We start from the raw sequence: 22,536 nt of genomic DNA, 5'->3' as shown, positions 1-22,536 counted from the left end.
ACTGCCGAAGACGATCAGTCCATATCGAGATAGTGCTTCCAGTACTTGACGGAGGTCAACTCTTCGCGCGCAGCGGAGTATTCCTTGCGCAAACGCTCGATGTTCTTCTTGTAGTACTTGAGGTCGCGTTCGTAGCGCTTGGCGATGACCGCATAGCGCTTGGGATCCTTGACTCGGATGGCACCCTTCTTGTTGTACCAGTCGATAACGATGAGGTACTTCTTGTTGTGGATCGCACCGGCCGGGTACGTCCATCCGAGCACCGGGATGACCGCGTAGCCTTCGCCCTCATACTTGAAGAAGCGCTGGCCGTTGTTGGTCACGTAATCCTCGAGGCGCTCGAAGCGGGTGCGCGGTTTGTCGCCATCGACGAGCTGACGGTCGATCTGGCTCAGGTCAAAACCTTCGATGCCGAGCTCCTCGGCACGTCGTTGCACCTCCTCGAAGGAGACCATCTTCTCCTTGTGCTTGTTGGCGTCCATGAACGCCTTCTCTGCGGCGCCGGGCTGAGCAATGAACTTCGGGCCCTTGAGGAAATCCTCAAACGCGTCGAGGCACAGCTCGGCGTTCTCATAGCCGAACTTCTTGAGCTCGAGGCGAATGTTGTTATGCAGCTCGTACATGAAGTCGGACTTCGGCGCAAAACCGGTGGTGCACTGGGCGATCATCGTGTTGCGCGTGGTCTGGTACCGCTCAACGGCCGCATTGTAACGCACGTGGAACGACATGTGCCAGATGCACAGGCCGTTCATCGTGATGAACTCCTTGCCGCAGCGCACGCCGTACTCGGCGTCGTCGCAGCGTACGAACACCGGCAGCGGCAAACCGTTCTCCTTGATGACGCTGATCGGGATGCAGCAGTACCACCATGCGGCGTAACGCTGGTGGCTTTCGCGGATGACCTTCGGCAGTTTGAACGTCTCGTTGAAGATGACGTCCTCGTACTTGGTAAGGCGCAGACCAGGTTTGGCTGGGGAGAACGTGCCTTCCGGAGTCATCCAGCCAGTGTCTTCCCACTGGTCCTCGCCGATTTCGTAATTGAGCATCGCGCCGGAGATCATCGCGTCATGGTATTCGGGCTTGAGCAGCCGCAACAGATTGTAGGTGCGCTTGATGCTTTCCGGAGAGACGGCCACGTCGTCATCCATAAGCAGGATGTTCGTGGCCGGCACCGGCTGCTCCATGGCTTCGATCATGCCGCGGGTGAAGCCACCGGCACCACCGACGTTCTGGTTCGGGCGCACGGTGACGTGCTCGTCACTCAGCGTGTCGGCGTCGAGGGTACGGCCGTTGTCGATGACGTACATGTGGAAGTGATCAGCGATGTCTTCGCCGGAGCCGAGGATCTGATCCTTGACCAGACCGATGTTGCGCTCAATGAAGCTTTCCTTCTTGAACGTGGTGGTTGCCAGCACCAGCTCGATGGGACGCAGCTCACCGTCGTATTCCAGTGAATAGTAGCTATTCCGAATGGCGACTCGACCTTCGGTGACGATGGTGAATCCGACCAGCACGGCGTCGTCGTCCACTTCCAGTTCGAGATCGACACTCTGCCAGTCGTCAGACGCCGGAAAGTCCGCCGTTACGGCCTCGACCGGCTCCGGATGCGCGGAAAACACGCCGCCCTTGGTCTGCAGAACGTGGGCTACGGCGCCCTTCAGCTCGAGGTGCAGGAAAAACCGGGACGCGTTTGTGTACTTGCGCAGCTTCTGCACCGACAGTGAGTTGAAGTAGGTGGAGAAGTCGTACTCGCCTTTGGCGTAGAGCAGCCAAGAGCCATCCGCGGCTGTCTCATCCTCGATGACCGGGCCGTCGGCCTTGCAGTACAGGGAAGGATAGCTCAGCGAGCGCGGGTTCCTCTCCAGCAGGATATTGGCGAATTTGATCTGAGACATGCGTTACCTTACAGACGAGCGTGCAGTATGACCGAGAAAACATCATAGTAGCCCGCATCGATCTTCAGCAGACCGATGCGCGGCATCTATTGCAGGAAGATGAACCACGAAGCCATGTCCCACCAACGGTCCACATCCATGTTCATGGTCGGGACAAGGTTCGTCGCACTGGCCATGCACTGCTTGAACACCGTCATCAGCAGCGACAGCACGATACCGAGCGTCAGGAAACCGAACACATTCGTGTGCAGGATCCTGCGCAAGGACGATGCAACGATACCCGATGCCCCACCAGAGGAACCGACATTCGACAGTTCGTCAGCCGCATCATCACCGACATCTCGGGTAGTTGCATCGGCAACGTATACGATGAGCAGCATCGCAACGACGATAAGCCATCCGAAATCGATCGTATATCGGAAGTCAACGCCGTTCGCTCGCGAATTGACAATGAACATCATGAACACGGCAATACCCGATGCGACGTACAGTCCCATCACCTGGATCCGCCGCATGGCGGCGCGCCATGCGAACACCGTGAACACGATCAGGGCGAACGGCGCGATCGCCAGGAAATAACTGCCCACATTGTAGTGATACGAGCGGAAGGTGACGGTCGGCCACAGCACCTCGTTGACGAACGGGAACCGGCCCGACAGGTTCGGCGGCTGGAAGAAATAATAGAAGAAGAAGGATATATACCGGCTGATGCCGACCTCATTGTGCGTCATGTCATAGCCGGTCAGGTTATAGTTCGATCCGAAATCGGTGATTTTGCCGAACCGGGCCGCGTTATACGCAAATTGTCCGGCGATGACGAGCGCATACGGCACGGCAGCGCACAGCCATACGGCGGCCTCGCGTCCGAACGCACGCAGGCTCCGCCAACCCTCCTGCCACAACGTCACGATGTCATTCCAGAACAGCGGCAACGCCAGCAGGGATGCAAGCACCACCTGAGGCCTGCAGCCGATGGTCAACGCCATGCACAGCGATCCAAACGCGATCCACACCTTGCTTAGGCCACGTATCTTCGCTTCGATCCAACAGGACAATCCCAGCATGCCGAACATCACGGCGCATACCTGCGGAATTGGGTAGAACAAGCCATATGGTACGACAATGGCAATGACGTTTCCGAGGAACATGCACACGGATCCGAGCATCACCGCGCCGAGTGAAACCGCACTCCCCCGACGCGTGACAAGGCGTGCGAGCTGCACCGCCAGAATAGTGCTGGACACCGTGGTCAGGACAACGAACACCATAATCGCGCGACTGGTCAGCAACGCGTGGCCGGTCACCAGCAGGTAGGGAACGTACAGCAACAGCACCGGCACCACACCGAAATAGCTGTAGTACTGGCCGTCCTTGAAGGCCACGTCGAAATACACTGGAACATCAGGATTGGCGAACGCCAGCTGGAACCGTCCTCCGGCATCGTACGGATTGGACATCGCCGCGAGTGCGGGATTCACGGCATAATCAAGATTTACGCGTCCGTGCACGAGCGCGTCGGCAAGACGCTGGTACTGGTCGATGGCCCAGAATGATCCGATGCCGGACCAATACTCGGGGTTCACGCGCTCCGGCGCCGAGGTCACGAACACCAGACCGAGCGCGAACGCCGCCTCGATGACGGTCAGCACAGCGATCGGCGCCCAACAGACTACTCTGCGCAGTTCCATCTTTCTCCGGTACAGCGACGAACCGGGACGGAATGCGAGGATGATCAGTGCGACCAGTATCTCGATGCCCAACCGCAGTTTGCTGAACCGCATCGGAATATTCGGATTGGCAGTGATTGTGGTGTGAGGAATGCGTGCGTTCACGAAGGTGACATAACGTATCCTGACTTTGACCGCCCCATTGTCTACCCGGGAGTACCGTGAAGACGGTGCTGCCGGAGAATATCCCTGAAGCGCCGAAGCCGCATACCAATCACCGTCGGTCGCCTTCTTGGTGGAATATTGCCACACCACGGAAAGCGGCTGCCGTTCGTCTTCCGGGATATCATCACCATACTGTAGGATCCACTGTTCACTGTCGGACGGATTCACATACAGGTACCTGATCGGCTCGCTGCTGGATACCACGCGCCAGGCTTCATTGGGATCGGTCACCAGCAAGGTACCGTCATTCTGCACGGTCAGACCGCTACCCAGCTCCTCCTCGACGGCCGTCTCCGGGGTCAGATTCCGGGTCTGCCAAAACGGCAGATTGAAGACGAATACCTCCATTATCACGATTGCCGCCACGGCAATGGCGAAAGGCACGATCCTGCGCAGACGCGTCATACCGTTCGTTGCACATCCATGATGCTGTGTCATATGCTCCAACTTCATCGTTTACGAAAAAGATACGGCAGCCACATGGTCGGCCGCAAAACCGCCAGCGATTCAGTGCCGTGTGACGTGACCGTCGCGCAGCTCATTCTCCTCGTCGTCCGCCCACAGTTTGCGCGCTGCGGGACTGTATTCGATCTCCTTGGTGCGTTCGAGCTGGTCCTCGATCAGACGGCGGTGGATGCGCAGCAGCTCGGAGATGATGAGCAGAGCGAGCGAAAGCACCATCCAGGTGAACAGCATCGCGCCAACCAGCAGGGACTGCATATGGCCGCGTCCCGCCCCGGAGAAAAAGAACACAAGATACCGCACGAACACACACAGCGCAAGCACCGCGGAGACGACCGACGACCACTTGAACACCGAATGCGCGCGGAACATGAGGAAGCTGCGGATGATCGCGCCCGCCGATTTGCCCATGTGTTCGAAGATGTTGTGGAACAGGCGCGAATTGCGTGTCTTCTTGTTCGTGGTGATCGGCACGGAGGTGATGGCGATGCGCTTGTTGCCTGCCTGAATGATCGTCTCCATGCAGTAGCTGAATTCGGTGACGATATTGAGCTGCAGCAGCGCCTTCTTGGAGTACGCGCGGAAGCCGCTCGCCGCATCCGGGATGTGCGTGCCGGCGGCCTTGTTCACCACCCACGAGCCGAAGCTCTGCATGCGCTTCTTGAACCAGCTGAACTCCTTGATCGTGGAGGTCTGGCGGTCGCCCACGACGATGTCGGCTTTGCCGTCGAGGATCGGGCGCACAAGATCGCCGATCTTGTCGGACGGATACTGGTTGTCGCCGTCCGTGTTGACGACGATGTCGGCGCCGTGCTTGAGTGCGTAGTCGACACCGTCGCGGAACGCACGGGCCAAGCCCATCGTGCCGGTGTGCTTGACCACATGCTTGATGCCGAGGCTCTTCGCCACTTCGACGGTGCGATCGGTGCATCCGTCATCGATGATCATGACCTCGATCTCGTCGATGCCCGGAATGGACTTCGGCATCTTCTCCATGACCATCGGGAGTGTCTTCTCCTCATTGAGGCACGGGATCTGGATGAATAGCCGCATGATCGAGCTCTTTCTATCGTTCGTCAGTATGATTGATGGTTTTGATTATATAAAGGCAGTCCTGACAGCCGACTGTATGGAACGCCCGCGCCTGTCCTATTTGTCGCCCTTCATGGCCTTAAGCTGTTCGATATCAACGATTCTGAGCACGAACAACGCCCCGATGTATGCGAAGTACACCACCGCGTAAATCAAGGCAAGCAGGAAGAAGTTCCGGATGGACACCACGCGCCCGACGAGGAACAACGCCGCCCAGACCGCCGCATTGACGCCGATCACCATCCAGGTCTTCGCCGTCATCACATCCATCATGCGTCGCCGCACCTCAAGGTACGACAACGTCATCGTGATGAACGTGCAGATCATGCTGGCGGCCGCGATCGCGGTGATGCCGCCGAACCGCGCGCTCACCACGAAGATCGGGATGACCAGCACCAACGAAACGATCGACAGCACGTCCGAGAAATGCGTGTCCTTTTCCGCATTGAGCACCATGTTGAACACCACGGTCATACCCATGAAGAAGCTCGAGAAGGCCAGGCACGACAGCGCAGGGGCCGCGACCGTGAACTCCGGCTTGTAGAACGTGGTCAGCAGGTCGCGGCTCGTGGCGGAGATCACCACGGCCATCGGGAAGATGAATCCGAAGGCGACCAGCACCAGCGACTGAGCCTTACGCCCGGCCTGCTCGGTATCGCCCTTGGCGATCAGCCCGGACACCACCGGCAGGATGATGACCGCGAACGCCTGCAGCAGGTAATACGTGGTCTTGCCGAAGTTCATGGCACCCGTGTAGTAGCCGGCCATCGATGCAGGACTGACCACGGATTTGACCACCAGCGTGTCGGCGCTGAGCACCAGCGACGCCATGATGAAGAAGAACGAGAACGACAATACGCCGTGCGCGACCTCATCGATCGCGATGCGCTCGGTGCCGGTTGCCCTGAGCTTGGGCCACACCGGCGCCAACAATGCCAGACCGAGCACGATCGTGATCACCATGGCCGAAAAATAGCCGACCTCTACGCCCATGACCGGATCATGCGGAAAGACGAACATGATGAGCGGAATCACACCCAGCTTGACGATCGGATAGAACGTGGACAGGAACGCACTGTACTGGAAACGCTGCAGGCCGTCGTTGATGCCGAGCATCATCACGTACAGGCCGTTGGAGATCGGCAGGAACGCGGCGAGCTTGAAGTAGAAGTCAAGCGACGCGTCGTTGAACACCGTGCCGAACAGCGGCGCGCCGAAGAAGTTGACCACGAAGAACAGCGCGACGATGCACGCCTGCACCGCCAGCGTCTTGACGATCACGTCGCCCACGTTGTATCTGCCGGACGAGATGTTGCGCGACAGCGACTGGCGTGCGCCGTTGCTGGTGAACATGTACTCGAAGTCCAGCACGGTGATGATCGTGCCGACCACGCCGTACGCGGCGGCCGACGTATGGCCGCCGAGATAGTAGTGGATGAGGTATCCGCTCACGAAGAACACCAGGTTGCTGATGATGTTCAGAATCAGACCTTTACGCATGGGCACCTCTCATTGATGTGGCGGAACGTCACCGCGCGTCACGCAGTCCGCTACCGGCGATGGAGTCGGCGCGGAGCAGCGCAACGTACACGGGCACAACATACAGCGCCCACAGGATGTACCGCGACGCCGTCGGCTTCAGCGGAATGGATATCGCGTTCGGCAGCAACGACAGCAACGACCAGATCAGCGGCGCCGCGGCCATCAGCATCGGACCGAAGTTCCCGCTACGTCGCGATCGCAACGCACAGAACAACAGGAAGAGCGGAAGCACGAACGACCAGACCGCCGTATAGGTCAGCAGACGCAGCACAGGGATGGTGGAAACCACATGCCACAGACGGTTCACGACACGTTGCCCATCGAGATTCGCCCGGTACTTCATCACCTCGGCGAACGACGGGCTGATGGCGTTCTCGCCAAGCATCAGTATTTGATTCGGAATGGCGCCTGGCGCCAGCTCGTCCAAACGTTGCAGGGAGGTGGGGGCCATGTCGTAGCTGGACGTTCTCCACAAGGAGAACCACCCCGATTCCAAAGCGACGAACCCATTGACATAGCTTTGCGGGTGACGCGCGCCCTGAGCGAACCACACCTGAATGTATTGGCGAATATACGAGGGGTCCTTGAGCGACAGATGCAGCACATTATCCGCGATGAACGGGTTGTACACCTCCGGCATGCGTTCAACCGGCACATTGTTCAAGGCATCGATTACGCCGCGCTCCTCGGCGGTGACATCATCCGCATGATCCACGACATATCGTGCAGTCATCTGCATGGGAACGACCAGGATCTGGTTCGGATCCTCTTTGTGTACGTTCAGCACGGTTCGCGCAGCCATGGGAAACAGCAGCTGCACGATAACGATCACTATGACGGCGGCTCCGCCGGCAAAACACCGCAATCCGGCCATGCCCCCACGCCGGGAGCACAGGCCAACCAGCAGCAGCCCCAACATGGATAATGCGGTGATGTAGAAGCCCGTGGCAGTCGTCAGCGATGACAGGACCCCGAACACGATGAATCCGGCCGCAAACGGCACCGACCGCAGAACGCTCAACCTACTGCGGCATGCCTCGATATACATCAGCAGCCACGGCATGAAGACCACCGCATGCACGCTGTCCTTGACCAACGACATGAAGAACATCGGCAGGCCCGGAAACAGGGCAAAAAACAGGAATACCGCAATTGCAGTGCCCGTCGGTGCACCGGCACGGCGTACATACACCACTGCGGACGAGAGCACGACGCACATCAGCACGGCCTGTGCGAGTATCAGCACCGTCAATCCGGACTGATAGCCACCGAACCATAATTCGCCTACCTTGGCCGCCCATCCAAACACCATGGTGTCGAATACCGGATGATGCGAAGACACGACGCCGGCCGGCTGCCCCATTGCCGCGTGACCGTAGAACTGCGCGATCTGGTCGCCGGTGTCATACCAGATCATGCCCGGGAACAGCCAGAGCATATACGGCAGCCAACATAGCGTCATCAGTATCGTGAGCGTGGCGACATGAAGGACGGCGGGACTATGTCGCCACCATCGAACGACGGCGGCGACACCGGCAGGCACGATCTTCCGATCGCGCGGTTCTCGTCTTGCGATCCCGTCCAATGCACCTACAGAGAGCACTGTCTGCCGGGTGATGAGCATCTCTCCCAACAGACACAGCATCATGAGCAGAACGAATAGCTTGCAGGCTCGTAACCACAGCTCACCATTCATCGGTCCGATGCGCCCGTATACGGCGGCGCGATCAGCCACCGCAATCGTCAATGCGCCCGCCGCGCACAACACCGTCTGTACTGGCGTCGGCGGACGCAGCGTAATGCCGGCAATCCCTGCCATGCCGTTCCGCTTCATCCTGGGACGGCAACTAGTCTCGGCGGAAGAGGTCGCGGGTGAACACCTTGTCCGCGACGTCCTTCAGTTCTACGTTCCAACGATTCGCGACGATCACGTCCGCACGCTCCTTGAACGACGCAAGATCATGAGTGACCTCACTGCCGTAGAAATCAGACTTGTCCAGCGTCGGCTCATACACCAGCACGGTGATGCCGTTGGCCTTGAGCCGCTTCATCACGCCCTGAATCGCGGACTGGCGGAAGTTATCGGAACCGGACTTCATGGTCAGTCGGTAGATGCCGACCACCGGCCTGTCAATGTCCTTGACACGAGCTTCGATCTCCGAGGCGATGAAATCCTTGCGCGTGCGGTTCGATTCCACGATCGCGCCGATCAGGTTCTGCGGCACGTCGCGATAGTTCGCCAGCAGCTGCTTCGTGTCCTTCGGCAGGCAGTACCCGCCGTACCCGAAGCTCGGGTTATTGTAGTCGTCGCGGATGCGCGGGTCCAAGCACACGCCCCTGATGATCTCACCGGTGTCCAGGCCACGGCTTTCCGCATACGTGTCCAGCTCGTTGAAATAGGCCACGCGCAACGCCAAATACGTGTTCGAGAACAGCTTGATCGCCTCCGCCTCGGTCGGCCCGACCACGATCTCGGGGATGCCGGTCGTACCATCGGCATTCGTGCGGGTCAGTTCCGCAGGGTCGGCGCCGTGCGCGAGCAGCTGGACGAACGTCCTCGCCGCCGCCACGGCCTCCGGGTCGTCCTGCGGGGCGCCCGCCACGATGCGCGACGGGTGCAGGTTGTCGTACAGAGCGTGCCCCTCGCGCAGGAACTCCGGGGAGAACAGGATCCGGTGATCGTTGAACCGTTCACGCACCTGCATCGTGTAGCCCACCGGAATCGTGGACTTGATCACGATCCACGCGGTCGGATTCACCTCGCGGATCGCCTCGATCGCCGCCTCCACGCTCGAGGTGTCGAAGTAGTTCTTCTCCGAATCGTAGTTCGTCGGGGTCGCGACCACCGCATAGTCGGCGCCGCCGTAGGCTTGGGCCGGATCCAGGGTCGCGTGGAAGTCCAGCGGGCGGCTGCCGTCCTTGTTCCCGTCAAGAAACGCCGTGATCTCCTTGTCCACGATCGGGCTCCTGCCGGCGTTCAGCATCTCCACCTTCGCGGGCACGATATCCAACGCATGCACCTCGTTGTGCTGCGACAGCAACATGGCGATGGACAGGCCGACATAACCTGTGCCAGCAACCGCAATCTTCATATCATCCTACTTTCAACGTTATGAATACAGAAAATCATGCTAGCCCATTCGGGGACAATCCCGCGACTGCATGCCAGTACGGGGAATCACGGTGCGCCAGTTACACCATGCGTTCGATGATGTACCGAGGACGACGTTTTGTTTCGAGATAGATCCGCCCGATGTACTCGCCGACAACGCCCAACGACACCAATATCAGGCCGCCGAGCAGCCACATGGAGACCATCAGCGACCCCCATCCGGTCACAGCATTGCCGGAACATACGGAAACCACAGTGTACACCAACATCACGATGCCCACGACAATGGATAACATGCCAATCATAGTGATGATGCGCAGCGGCTTGACGGAGAACGACGTAATCCCCTCCATGGCAAACGACAGCATCTTGGATACCGGATACTTGGATTCTCCAGCAGCTCTCGTGCCACGCTTATAGAACACTTCGGACGTGGAGAAGCCCAGCGACGGCACGATGCCGCGAAGGAAGAGATTCGTCTCCGTATACCGCGAAAGCGCCTCGATCGCAGTCCGACTCATCAGTCGGTAATCGGCATGGTCCGGAATGATATCCGCACCCATCCATGACATCAACGTATAGAACGCCTCCGCGGTCGACCGTTTGAACATGGAATCCGTATCTCGGTTGTTGCGCACGCCGAACACGATCTCATTGCCGTCACGATAGTCACGAACCATCTCATCGATCGCGTCAGGATCATCCTGCAGATCTGCATCCAGGGAGACAGCGGCATCGCAGCCCCGGTCATATGCCGCCATCAATCCCGCATACACGGCGTTCTGATGTCCCTGATTATGCGAAAACTTCACCCCATGGAACAGACCGGTGTCTTCATCATGCAGCTGCTCGATGATCGACCAGGTACCGTCCGCAGAACCGTCATCGACCAGCAACACGGCGCTGGATGGCTTGATCTCTCCGGTGTCGACCAAGGACCGGACTTTCCCACTGAGAACGGCGGCGGTCTGGCGGAGAACCTGCTCCTCGTTATAGCACGGTACGACAATACACAGTTCAGGCGGTTCCCGGCGGACCTCAACCCAGTTGACCTTCGACCCAATCTGTTCATCCTCAATCATGGTTTTCCAGTGTAGTGCATGGATCCGCGTCCCAGAAGGCGACGCCCGATCCGCCCCCGCTCTCCATCCGGATGGCTTTGCGGATGATATGATATCCGTTGGCCTCACGGCCGCACTGGGAACGAGCACGATGGAAAGAGAAGATAGCGTGACGGCCGCTCGCATCAGGTACTTCGATATAGCTAAAGGCATGGCCATCGTCTGTGTCATCCTCGGGCACAGCATCCTCATCACGAACGTCTACGCTCCGCAACACGTCGTTGCGCAAACGCTCTACCATCTCTGCTTCACCTTCCACATGCCTCTGTTCTTCATGGTTTCTGGGTATTTCATGCACCCGGAACGTCCATTCCGTTGGGGAAGGGAAAGCCGGGAGCTACTGGCCACCTATGCGATCACCGCCGGCTGCATCGTCGTCGTCAATTCGATGCTTGCGTTGGTGCTGCGCCACGGAGCTGCCTGGACATTCCTCGGATGGCTGCGGGCCGCCTTCTACGGTGCCGGAGATGCCGCTCCCAATTATCTCTGGCCGGTGCCATTCCGCATCGGCGCACTGTGGTTTCTGCTCGGGCTGTTCTGGGCTCATCTCATCGTGCATACGGTGGCTCGGACTTCGTTCGCGCCTGTGCTCATCATCGTGGTATTCGTCGTGGGGTACTTTTCATCTCGCTTCGTATGGCTTCCATGGAGCGTGCAATCAGGCATGACGGCGTCCGCATTCGTGTATTTCGGCACATTGTGCCGACGCTATCACGCCGTTGATTGGCTTTGCAGCAAAGCATGGCCGTGGATCGTCGCCGCAGTCATATGGCTCGTTGCGATATGGCAATTCTTTGGATTCAGTATGGCCATGAATCAGTATGGCGGCGGATGGCGTTCCGCATTGTCGGTATTCGGCGCGGTCGCAGGAACCTGTTGTGTCCTCGGCATATCCATGCTCATTGATCGCCGGGCGGATAGGCTGGCTGTCGCACTTGCCGCGATCGGAAAGAACAGTCTCGCCCTCCTATGCGTGCATTTGCTGGAGGATGACACGGCACCGTGGATATGGTTGCTGAACCGTCTATCGACAGTGATCGTCGATGACCATATGCTGTGGTTACCGGTGTTCGGCGCGCGGATTGTCATCGATCTCGTATTGACGTGGGTGCTGTATCGCATTCCCCGCATCAATATGCTCTTTTTCCCCTATCTGGCAGTCACAAGGGCGTGACGAAACCATGGGGCTGGATCAATACCAGCCCCGCCCTCGGACAGGATGGTTTAATCCCAATACGGCTCCGCATACCCCTGCAAGGCCACGGTGTATGAGGGACGCTCAGCGATACTGGTGAATGCAGCATCGGCAATCGTCACGCGTTTGCCCTTTACCGCAACCACGATTCCGACGTGCGCTGCAGACAAATTCTTCGCCCATGGCTGATCCGACCACTTATAGAAGGCGAGGTCACCGACCTTGGGCGTCATGTTCACGCGGCCGCGGCTGCGGTACCAGTCGAAGTTATGATGAGGCCAGCCGGATGTCGCACCACCAGACAGGAATATGCTCATGCCTGCCTTGTTGAAACACCACCAGACCCATGCCATGCACGGGCCATAGGGGCATAGCAGTCCCCCGTTTGCCGCCAATACGCCAGGAGCGTCAATGTTCTTGCCGTAGGTGCTGCGCACGACTCCGAGCAGTCGGTTGATCAGCTCCCGGCGAGAATATCGGTGTCCGTCACGCTGGTCAAAGTAGTACGGTCTGCCATCGATCATCTTGGAACCATGCACCATCTTGCCTGTGGCACGATCGTAGAAGACACGCTTGCCTCCGACCGTCTTCCAACCATACGTGATCGCACCGGTCGTCAGATTGAAGTAATACGAGGCGCCGTTGATGCGCTGTGCCCCCTTGCGCATCTTGCCATCCGGCTTGCCGTAGTACACCCATTTGCCCGGCAGATGCACCCAACCATAAGTGACGCCGCCGGTTTGGGGATTGAAATAGTACCATCCAGTGTGTGCCTTATCGTAGTTGAGACGACGTTCGCCGAATGCCATCTGTCCGGTGACCACATCGTAGTATACCCATCGTCGGCCTTTGCCATCGGCGATGAGGTGCATCCCCTTCAGCATTGCGCCGGTGACCAGATCAAAGCTGTACCAATGGCCGTATCTATAGTCGATTCCTTTGACCATACGACCGTTGGCATCGTATCGAAGCCAACGATGATGCTTCGTATCGGGGTAATCCCGATTGACGATCTTGCTGCCGCTATCGTCAAGCCGATACCATGCCCCATCGGTACGATCGTATACCTCCTTGGAACGGGCAAAATCGTCGGGTCCCGACGCACCGTGATCGTACCATCGCAGAACACCGTTGACTGTTTTCCAGCCATACCATTGCTCCGCGGCGGAACGAGAACCGGAAGAAGTCGCATCATCAGTACCGCTCCCGGAAGCATCCCCGGCATCGGCACGTTCGGCAGAAGCATCATTATCGCGAGAATCCTCGGCACCCTGCGCATTCTGGTTCTGCTGAAGATTCACGCTCCCATTCGTCGAGGGATCCGTCGTGGCCGTATTCGCCCCCTCAGCAGACGTGCCGGAGGCATCGCCATCCTCAGTACTCGCATTATCGTCCGCACCGGCGTCTGTCTGATTATCGACTTCAGCATTCGCGGCATCGTTATCGTTCGTGTTCTCGGTGTCGTTCGGACGTATCGCGGCGTCATCGTCCATCACCTGCTCCGGGCGCTGCTGCTGATATGACTCCGTGCCACCATCGTCAGCCAATGCCGTGGCATTATAGACGAACGTCTGTGCCAAACTCAGCATCACGATCGCAGCAGCCACAACGGCACGGACACCGTTTCTGCGAAATCCGTCATCATGCGCAGACATACTACCCTCGGTTTCTCGATCCGCTCTCAAAAAATACGATATGGAATCGTATTCCCACCCCATCCCAGCATCCCCCCGAGCACGCGAAATTCTGAAACTTGGTATCATCGCATACAGAAAACCGGCCGCATAACAGAACAGACAGGCGAATACGGTGACTGCACAATCACAACGACACTCCACAATACGATCCGTTGTAACGGCGTGGGAAAATCACATCCCCGCCCCGACAATCGCCATTTGGGCAAGCCGGATATTCATCGCCCTCGCCTGCGCCGTAGCCGCAACTCTCGCTCTATTATCAGTGTTCACCACAGGCACGTTTTATCCGGTGCCGAATAGTACGACGCTTCTCGTCACCGGTGAAGCGATGCAGGTTCATCACGGATTGCCATCCCTGACATTCTTGCTATCCGCGATCATCATGCTGTTCATACTGCTGGCAGTTTCCAATGCATGGATAAGACTGTTGCCATCCATGAACCTGCCGGCGTTCATCGCCGTCTATGTTCTGATGGGCTCTCTCCTCTGGGTCATCGCGCTCAATGCCACGGGTAACATCTATATTTACCCGGACTCGACCAGCCTCATCAAAGCTGCCAGCGCCATCGTCTCGCGACAATACGCGGAATTTGCCCCCGGTGTCAAAGGGACGCCGCCCGCCTATGACTATTTCTCCTGGTATCCGTTCCAGACCGGCGCCCTATTATGGTTCGTCGCCATTTTCGCGATATTCGGCATCGGCAACATCATCGCGGTGCAGATCATCAATGTCGTTCTGATCGCCGGCACCGGCTGGGCCTTACAGCGAATTGGCATTCGACTTGGGTTATCGGCTTTCGGGCAACGGATAGAAGCACTACTGCTGATGACCTCTCTTCCGCTCCTGATGTCTCCTGCATTCGTCTATACCAATACCGCCGGCTTGTTCTTCGCGACCATATCGTTGCTTGCGGCCATACGCGCCGGAGAGCAGCACACGTACGGTAAGGCTCTGCTTTGGACGCTTATCTGCTTTGCCGTCGGCGCTATCGCCATCACGGTCAAAGGCACCATGATCATATTGCTCATAGCATTCGTCATGATGCTGTCCGTGCGGGCGTTCGCAAACAGACTGCTCTGGCTGATTCCGATTCACATCGGGCTGTTCCTCGCAGCCAATGCGTTCTCCGGACTCCCCGTCATCCTTATCGAGCGCATCGTGCAGCAACGATTCGGCACCGGCCTGCCGCAGCTGGCATGGATCGCCATAGGACTGTCCCATAACGCAAAGACGTCAATGCCCGGATGGTGGAGCGCCGAAGCAATCCAAACCTACAAATCGGTCCATGGAGATGCCGCATTGCAGAAAGCCGCGGCGCTTTCCGCGATCAATGACTCGCTGGCCTATTTTTGGAGCCATCCCCTTGGCGCCGCACGTTTTTTCGCGCTCAAGCTTATCTCCGAATGGTCCGAGCCCACATATCAGACGTTGTATTATTCGTCGCTGATGGAACGTCGTGCCAATGGTGCGATTGCCAGCCACGCATTCTACGGGACGACCAATGGACTACTTATCGGCTTTGAGAACGTGTACCAGACGTTGGTCTACATGTTCAGTGCCATCGGCATGGGATCGGCACTTCATTGGCGACGTCGCATCAATACCTCCGGCCAAAGAGATCAACGTATCCACGACGGCCATTTTGCCGTTATGACGATGATGTGTCTGATTTTCCTCGGAGGATTCGGCTGTTTTCTGTTCTGGGAAGCGAAAAGTATCTACGTGCTGTCCTTCGCCCTTTTGCTGATCCCCGTCGCGGCTTATGGGATGGAACGGATCGGTCGGTATATGAGCGTCGGAAACAGCACACGGTACCCCCGCCAGAACAGTGGTTCCCGCAGCAATGCGTGATGATGCAGATGATGATGCAGATATAGGAGGGGCTGCGCCTCAACGCAGTCCCTCCTATATCTCTTTTGCGATCGGTAACTACGCAAGCACGTTAACGCTCATGCGGTGCAGGAACGCAGCCATATCCTGACGCTTCACGCTTGTCATGCCGCGGAACGTACGGGAGCCGTCCTTCTCGGTCCATCCTTCGGTCACGCCGGTACGGGCCAGCCAGTCGATGTCGTCGGCATGAGCGGTCTTCGACGTCACATCACGGAACGATATGGTGCTGCCCAGCGTCGGCATTGCCTGTGCATAATCGGCGAGGCGATGCAGGAACGCGGCCATATCCTGACGCTTCACCGTATCCATGCCGCGGAACGTATACGAACCATTCCGTTCCTTCCAACCTGTGGAAATACCGGTGGAGGCAAGCCACAGAATCTCCCGGTAATGCGGCGTCTTCTTTGTCACATCCTTGAATGGGTTCTTCGCCTTCGACGCATCGAAGTCCGGTGATCCTGCCAGACGGTACAGGAATGCCGCCATGTCCTGACGCGTCACACTCTGTCCGCCACGGAACTCTCGGGTACCGTCCTTGCGCGTCCAGCCGGTGGAAATGCCCGTGGAAGCGAGCCAGCTAATATCCTCGGTGTGCGGGGTCTTGCTGGTCACATCGGCAAACGCACGTACACCCACCGTCTGAGAGAGCTCATTATTGTAGGTAGAGGCGGTGATGGTGACAGAGCCTTCCTTCTTGGCAACGCCCTTGCCGCTGTTATCGATGCTGATGACGGAGGGATCCGACGACGACCATGTGCCTGCAAAATGATAACGGCCGGAAAGATACTTCAACTGCAGTGACGCCTGGAACGTGTTGCCCACAATCAGAGAAGCCGGCATGCTCAGCGTGTTCTGCTGGAAGCGATCCTGCGACAACGCCACCTCAACGTCCTTCTTCCCGGTCAGGTTCGTGGGCTCGTCGGAGGAGTCCTGCAACGTGTCGGACGAAGCGGCTTCACCGGCATACGTATACCGATATTCGACACCGGTCGCCTGACCGAAACCATACCGGTCATACGCGGGCGAGATCAGCGTAATATAATGACCGGTCACACCGTGATCCTTACCTTCAACCTGCGCGATATAGGCCTTTTTCTCGGAAGCCCAGAGATTGATGGCTTCCGCCACATCCTTTGAGCCCCATGCCAGGATCTCGCTGGACGCACTATCCCCGTTATATGTGGCAGTGAAGCAGCTCTCGTCGTTAGGACGGGTATGTCCGAGCGAGACATCCGCGGATTCCACGGCGCGTTGCACCGCAATGCGCTCCAACGCAGTGGACCACTTCGGAGAAAGATACTCCTCCTCGCTCATGCCGATCTGGTTCAGGTAGTCCGGCAACGGAATATAGGCGCCCTCATACCAGAACTTGATGGCCTTATCAGCCAATGCGTCCTTGCGCCACTTGATGATCTGCGCCAGCGCCTTCTTATATACATCGCTTTGATTGAGCGTTTCATTGACCACAACGGGAATACCAGAGCCGAGAGTCACGCCCAAGGACGAAACCCTGTCATCCTCAGAACCATTCGCAGTGTCCGAATCGTCTGTTTCGGCGCGCAGCATAGCCGAGTTCGGTCGCGAAACGGCATCCGTATCGGCAAGTGTGCCCTTCTGCGACATCACTTGCCCGGCCGATGCCGGCTCATCGATATCCTGGGCGAAAGCATCGCCGACGTGCACGAACATGCCGCCGGTCGTCATAAGCGCGGCGGCTACCGATCCCGCCAAAAAACTGCGTATGGATTGCATTTGCATAATGACCCTCTGCACTATTTCGGGGAAACATCCTCAACGTGTCTCCAAACAGTTCCATTGTAGAACGTCGCTTATCGCTCATGGAAGTAATGGCGCCGCAGAAAACAAAAGGGTTTCAGGCCGAAGCCTGAAACCCTAGGGGCGGATAAGGCGAGATTCGAACTCGCGGAGGGGTTAACCTCACACGCTTTCGAGGCGTGCTCCTTAGACCGCTCGGACACTTATCCATGCGCTGCGTAAAAACGCAACTTGTTTATTATATGGCAAATCGTGGATTGCGCAAATCATGCCGTGCGGCACGGCGCGTCGTGCATTTCCTGTCAGGGGATGACGCATTGCCAGCCACAGCCGCCCCTTCCCTTCAACGGACATACAGCCGATTTCCCGCCCGCAATCGGCTGTATGTCCGTTATGAAAGGGATGGGGCACAGAAGACGTCCCGCAATCTCCGCGTACCGCCCGCAGCACCCCGGCTAAAGCCACAACGCCCGCAACCCCTACAGCCGCTGCTCGTGCACGGACGCGTTGACCCACTGGTGCTGCCGCACGTTCACGCCCGAGAAGATGCCGATGTCGAGCATGCAGTCGCGGTAGTCGCGCCCGTGCGCGATCGTGATGTAGTTGTCGTCGACCATGCGGTTGTGCGTCGGGTCGAGGCCGATCCACCGCCCGTCATGGTAGATCTCGACCCACGCGTGCGTCGCGCCCTCGCCGCCGAGCAGTCCGGCGATGTACCGCGCGGTCAGCCCGACATGACGGCACACCGACAGCATCACGTGCGCGTAGTCCTGGCACACGCCCTTGCGCTGGGCGAGCGCCTCCTCGGCCGTCGTACGGATCGTCGTGGACGCGGGCGTGTACACGAACGCGTGGAACACCTCGTCCATCACCTCGCGCGCCTGATCGATCGGCGTGGCGTCGATCGGCAGTGCGGACAGACGAATCTTGCACATCTCGATCATGCGCTCGATGCACGGGCCGGGGATCGTCAGCGCGGAGTTGAACCGGTACAGCGGCTTGTAGATCTCGGATTTGATGTGCTCGTTGTCGACGAACGCAATGCCCTTGACCGTATAGTTGAACATGGTGTGCGGCTCGGGGATGAACCCGGTCATGACCACGGAGTCGAACGAGTCGATGGTTGTTTCGAGGTCGACGTGCGGTTCGATGTCGACCTCGACGTCCACGACCTGCTGCCGCGGACCGGTGGCCGGCACACAACGCAACTGGAATCGGTGATCGGTGACCGGCGAGCTGAACGACAGCTTCATCTCGTAGTCGAACACCAGTTTTTTCATGAAACACGACTCCTCAAGTGGACGGACTTATGGACGGACCTACCGACGTATAAGGCCACTCCAGTCTAGCAGAGGGCGACGGAACGGCCGCGGTCGGGTCCGGCCGTTCCGCACGCCCGCAAGTGTGGCCGGACACGCGTATGTCCAGCCATGTCACGTCGTTCTGCAAGTCCACCACACTCACGTACGACCGCTCACGGCCGCTTGGCGTCCATGTTCATCGAGTTGAGCGTGCCGGCGTCCTTGGCCTCACCGGAAATCGCGCGGCTGTTGAAGTCGTCGAGGAATCCCCGCAGCCGCTTGGTGAGCTCCGGATAGCCGCGGTCCGGCAGCTGGCCGAGCAGCCAGCTGATGCCGGACACGAAGCATTGCGGCAGCGGCTTGCCGTCGAGCGCGCGCGAGTACGTCTCGAGTTTGGCGAGCGGCGCGTCGAGTTCGTCCTCGGGCAGACGGAAGCGTGTGTACAGGTCGATGCGTTCGACGTACTTGCCGATGAACACGAACGCCTTCAGCGTCACGTCGACGGTCGAGTTCTCGATGCCGCCCCAGAACGCGAGCATGTCGTCGGCGATGTCGCGCTGCGCGTAGATGTCGCTCGCACTGGCCGACCGTTCGGCCGCGTCGGTGATGTTCGTGACCGCGAGTTCGACGTACTGCAGCAGTCGCGACGTGAGTTCCGGCCGCAGCACGACGGCGTTGTTGAACGCGGCGACGATCGCGCTGCGCACCGAATCAGGATTCGTGCCGTCGTACAGGAACGAATGGATGAAACCGTCGAAGTCCTCGAAGTCCTCGGGCAGGTCGAGCGCGCGGGCGAACGGGCGGAACGCGTCCACGTCGGTGTCCATCACGCGGTCGTAGAACGGGAAGAACTGGATAAGCGTGGTGAACGCGCGCTCGGTGTAACGGCCGAGCCAGTACAGGTTGTCGGCCTTCGACGCGGTGACCAGTGACAACGTATGCTTGCGCGAGTGCGGGATGAGATTCACCGACGCGATCGATTCGTCGCGCTGCTGCGCGCGCTCGTGCGATTCGCTGCCATGCTCGGGCGCGAGCACCCACGTGTCCTTGAAGCCGCCGCCCTGCGACGAATTGACGATCATCTGGCCGGGCACCGACGAGTAGCGGGTCAGGCCGGAATACCACACGTGCGTGTTCTGGCCGGTCACGACGAACGCGCGCAGGTCGGCCTTACGCGGACTCGCCTCGCCGGTTTCGGGGTCGATCACGTCGATGTCACGGAACTGGATGACCTCCTGCGCGATGAACCGGCGCGGCTCGGCCTTGATGCGCTCAGCCAGCTCCTCGCGCGCGGCGTGGTCGAGCGACGACCCGAACACGACGCCGTATCCGCCGGCCTCGGCCACGTCCTTGATCACCAGCTCGCCGAGCCGGTCGAGTACGGTCTTGCGATCGGCCTCGAACATCGGCATGTACGTCGGCGCGTTGTGCAGGATCGGCTTCTCGCCGAGGTAGTACGTGATCATCTGCGGCACGAAATAGTAGATCGCCTTGTCGTCGGCCGCTCCGTTGCCGGGCGCGTTGATGATCGCGACGTTGCCGGAACGGTATGCGGAGAGCAGCCCGGGCACGCCGATCACCGAATCCGGGTTGAACGCGAACGGGTCCAGGTATTCGTCCGACAGGCGCCGGTACACCGCGCCCACGCGATGCCGGTTGCCGGCGTAGTCGAGGAAGAACAGCTTGTTGTCGACCACTTCGAGGTCCTCGGGGAACGCGAGCGCCGCGCCGGTCTTCTCGGCGAGGTACGCGTGCTCGAAGAACGCGGAATTGTAGCGGCCGGGGGTGAGCACCACGGCGATGCCCTCGGTCGAGACGAAGTCCATCGCCTTGCGCAACAGACGCGGGTAGTCGCGGTTGTCGCGCACGTGCACCTCGCGGAACAGCTTCGGGTTCGTGCGGCGTTCGATGTCGCGCGCGAACAGCGGGTAGCTCGCGCCGGATGGGATGCGCAGGTTGTCTTCGAGCACCCACCAGCGGCCGTCCTCGCCCTGCACGAGGTCCTCGCCGGCGATGTGCGCGAAGATGCCACCGGGCGGGGTCACGCCGTTGACCTGCGGGAAGTAGCCGGCCGACGTGTACACGTATTCCTCGGGGATGACGCCGTCGTGGATGATCTTCTTCTCGGAATAGATATCCTTGAGGTACGCGTTGAGTGCGTTGACGCGCTGCTTGAGGCCGGCCTCGAGCCGGTCGAACTCGTCGGATTCGATGACGCGCGGAATCGGATCGTACGGGAAGAGACGGTCGTGGTACTCGCCGTTTTTGTACACGCCGAACCGCACGCCGTTGCGGCTCAGCTCACGGTTGATCGCCTCGCGACGGTTGACCAGTTCGCCCGCCAGATTGATCGCCGATGCAGCCATGTTCGCTCCTCGCCTTCGTCCCGTCCGGCTGTCGCCGGTTACCGCTGCCCACGCCCGATCGGTGACACATGCGGTTGCGTGGGCGGCGCCGGCCGTTGCGGACGCACGCTTGCGCCGTCCGTGGCCGTCGCCATGAATACGGGTTACGCTAGTCGCGCGCGGTTACCGGCTGTGGGCGGCTGTGTTACGGGCGTGCTACAGCGTGCGTTTGGCGCGGATGGCTTCGGCGCGGGCGGCAAGTTGGTCGTTGGGCGGATACTGGATGTGCTCGAGCGTCAGGCCCTGCGGGGCGATCGGTCCGGTGGAGCCTTCGCGCAACGGCGTCGCCATTTTGCTGGCGAACCAGTCAAGCGACCGTTTGCCGACGCCGACCTGCACGCATCCGTTGACCAGCGATCGCACCATGTTGCGGGCGAACGCGTCGGCCACGATCGTGAAGCACAGCAGTCCCGACTCGGCCGCCGGCGTACGGTAGCGCTCCCCCATCGCGTCGACGTCGTCAATCAGCGGACGGACCGGAATCCGTCGCCAGTACGCGATCTTGACGTCGCGGATCGTCGTGCCTCCCGGATTCGGCGTCGCGAACGAGCCGAAGTCATGCAGTCCGATCGTCATCGCGGCGGCCGCGTTCATCGCGGCGATGTCGAGATCGTCGTCGATGTGCAGGACGAAACCGCGCATGCGCGGGTCGACTTCGGACGATCGGTCGGCGATGCGGTACACATACGTACGTTCGAGTGCGGAGAACCGCGCGTCGAAGCCGTCCGGAGCCGGGGTAATCGTGCGGATCGTGATGTCGGGCGGCAGGATGCGCTGCAGACGGCGAGTCAGTGCGACGGTCGGCGGCACGTCCATGTGGCCGACCGCGCGGGCGAGGGTGTCCGGGGTGACGTCGACGTGGCAGACCTGATGGCTGGCGTGGACGCCGGTGTCGGTGCGGCCGGCGACAACCAGTCGCAGTGGTTCGGCCTGTGCTTCGGACGATGTGGGATCGGTCGGCACGCGCAGGATCTTGTGCAGCGCATCCTCGATCTCCCCTTGCACGGTGCGCAGGGTGGGCTGCTTCGCCCAGCCGTAGAAGCCGCCGCCGTCATATGCCAGGTCGATTCTGAGTCTCATGGGTATTCATAGTACGACACGCCGGTGAGGTGATCACGACACGCTTGATGCGGAATCGGGAACCGCGCGATT

At 59.3% G+C, this 22,536-nt stretch carries 14 protein-coding genes and 1 tRNA gene; 2 read left to right on the top strand and 13 right to left on the bottom strand.

Going from position 1 to position 22,536, the window contains the following annotated elements:
• Positions 1-14 precede the first annotated feature (14 nt).
• The 7 genes from DSM100688_RS03120 to DSM100688_RS03090 all read right to left on the bottom strand — a co-directional run bounded on the left by DSM100688_RS03120 (position 15) and on the right by DSM100688_RS03090 (position 11,077).
• The gene (locus DSM100688_RS03120; RefSeq protein ID WP_152357712.1) at positions 15-1,895 is read right to left on the bottom strand and encodes a glycosyltransferase family protein; all 1,881 of its coding nucleotides are present in this window, start codon (positions 1,893-1,895) and stop codon (positions 15-17) included.
• An 86-nt stretch (positions 1,896-1,981) separates the two neighbouring features.
• Positions 1,982-4,225, bottom strand: coding sequence for a hypothetical protein (locus DSM100688_RS03115; RefSeq protein ID WP_170286270.1), 2,244 nt, complete (start codon positions 4,223-4,225; stop codon positions 1,982-1,984).
• 69 nt (positions 4,226-4,294) lie between these two features.
• Positions 4,295-5,302, bottom strand: a complete 1,008-nt coding sequence (locus tag DSM100688_RS03110; protein WP_152357710.1) for a glycosyltransferase — start codon at positions 5,300-5,302, stop codon at positions 4,295-4,297.
• Positions 5,303-5,398: 96 nt separating this feature from the next.
• Positions 5,399-6,841 carry an MATE family efflux transporter gene (locus DSM100688_RS03105; protein ID WP_152357709.1) on the bottom strand — a complete coding sequence of 481 codons (1,443 nt, stop codon included), beginning with the start codon at positions 6,839-6,841 and terminating at the stop codon, positions 5,399-5,401.
• Positions 6,842-6,869: 28 nt separating this feature from the next.
• Positions 6,870-8,702 (bottom strand): DUF6020 family protein, encoded by a 1,833-nt coding sequence (locus DSM100688_RS03100; RefSeq protein WP_152357708.1) that lies wholly within the window; start codon positions 8,700-8,702, stop codon positions 6,870-6,872.
• A 28-nt stretch (positions 8,703-8,730) separates the two neighbouring features.
• Positions 8,731-9,975 (bottom strand): nucleotide sugar dehydrogenase, encoded by a 1,245-nt coding sequence (locus DSM100688_RS03095; RefSeq protein ID WP_152357707.1) that lies wholly within the window; start codon positions 9,973-9,975, stop codon positions 8,731-8,733.
• Between the two features lie 100 nt (positions 9,976-10,075).
• Positions 10,076-11,077: a glycosyltransferase family 2 protein gene (locus DSM100688_RS03090; RefSeq protein WP_152357706.1), complete on the bottom strand. Its 1,002-nt coding sequence runs from the start codon at positions 11,075-11,077 to the stop codon at positions 10,076-10,078.
• 130 nt (positions 11,078-11,207) lie between these two features.
• Between DSM100688_RS03090 and DSM100688_RS03085 the strand changes: the two genes are divergently transcribed.
• Entirely contained in the window at positions 11,208-12,290 is a 1,083-nt protein-coding gene (locus DSM100688_RS03085) for an acyltransferase family protein (protein ID WP_152357705.1), read from the top strand.
• A 50-nt stretch (positions 12,291-12,340) separates the two neighbouring features.
• On the opposite strand, the gene DSM100688_RS03080 is transcribed toward DSM100688_RS03085, so the two are convergent.
• The gene (locus DSM100688_RS03080; protein ID WP_163146845.1) at positions 12,341-13,966 is read right to left on the bottom strand and encodes a CHAP domain-containing protein; all 1,626 of its coding nucleotides are present in this window, start codon (positions 13,964-13,966) and stop codon (positions 12,341-12,343) included.
• Between the two features lie 154 nt (positions 13,967-14,120).
• Here DSM100688_RS03080 and DSM100688_RS03075 point away from each other — a divergent pair, with 154 nt between their 5' ends.
• Entirely contained in the window at positions 14,121-15,860 is a 1,740-nt protein-coding gene (locus tag DSM100688_RS03075) for a hypothetical protein (protein WP_152357703.1), read from the top strand.
• A 78-nt stretch (positions 15,861-15,938) separates the two neighbouring features.
• Here DSM100688_RS03075 and DSM100688_RS03070 read toward each other — a convergent pair whose 3' ends face one another.
• From DSM100688_RS03070 to truA, 5 genes are all read right to left on the bottom strand, one after another.
• Positions 15,939-17,660, bottom strand: coding sequence for an S-layer homology domain-containing protein (locus tag DSM100688_RS03070; RefSeq protein ID WP_152357702.1), 1,722 nt, complete (start codon positions 17,658-17,660; stop codon positions 15,939-15,941).
• 142 nt (positions 17,661-17,802) lie between these two features.
• Positions 17,803-17,887, bottom strand: a tRNA-Ser gene (locus DSM100688_RS03065).
• A gap of 270 nt (positions 17,888-18,157) precedes the next feature.
• Positions 18,158-18,958, bottom strand: coding sequence for a transglutaminase family protein (locus DSM100688_RS03060; protein ID WP_152357701.1), 801 nt, complete (start codon positions 18,956-18,958; stop codon positions 18,158-18,160).
• A 194-nt stretch (positions 18,959-19,152) separates the two neighbouring features.
• The gene (locus DSM100688_RS03055; RefSeq protein WP_152357700.1) at positions 19,153-21,345 is read right to left on the bottom strand and encodes a circularly permuted type 2 ATP-grasp protein; all 2,193 of its coding nucleotides are present in this window, start codon (positions 21,343-21,345) and stop codon (positions 19,153-19,155) included.
• 195 nt (positions 21,346-21,540) lie between these two features.
• Complete coding sequence (gene truA / locus DSM100688_RS03050) at positions 21,541-22,464, bottom strand: tRNA pseudouridine(38-40) synthase TruA (RefSeq protein WP_152357699.1); 924 nt, start codon at positions 22,462-22,464, stop codon at positions 21,541-21,543.
• Between the last annotated feature and the right edge of the window lie 72 nt (positions 22,465-22,536).

The organism is Bifidobacterium ramosum (assembly GCF_009299505.1).
GTDB lineage: Bacteria > Actinomycetota > Actinomycetes > Actinomycetales > Bifidobacteriaceae > Bifidobacterium > Bifidobacterium ramosum.
This window is presented reverse-complemented; position numbering and strand designations above follow the sequence as displayed.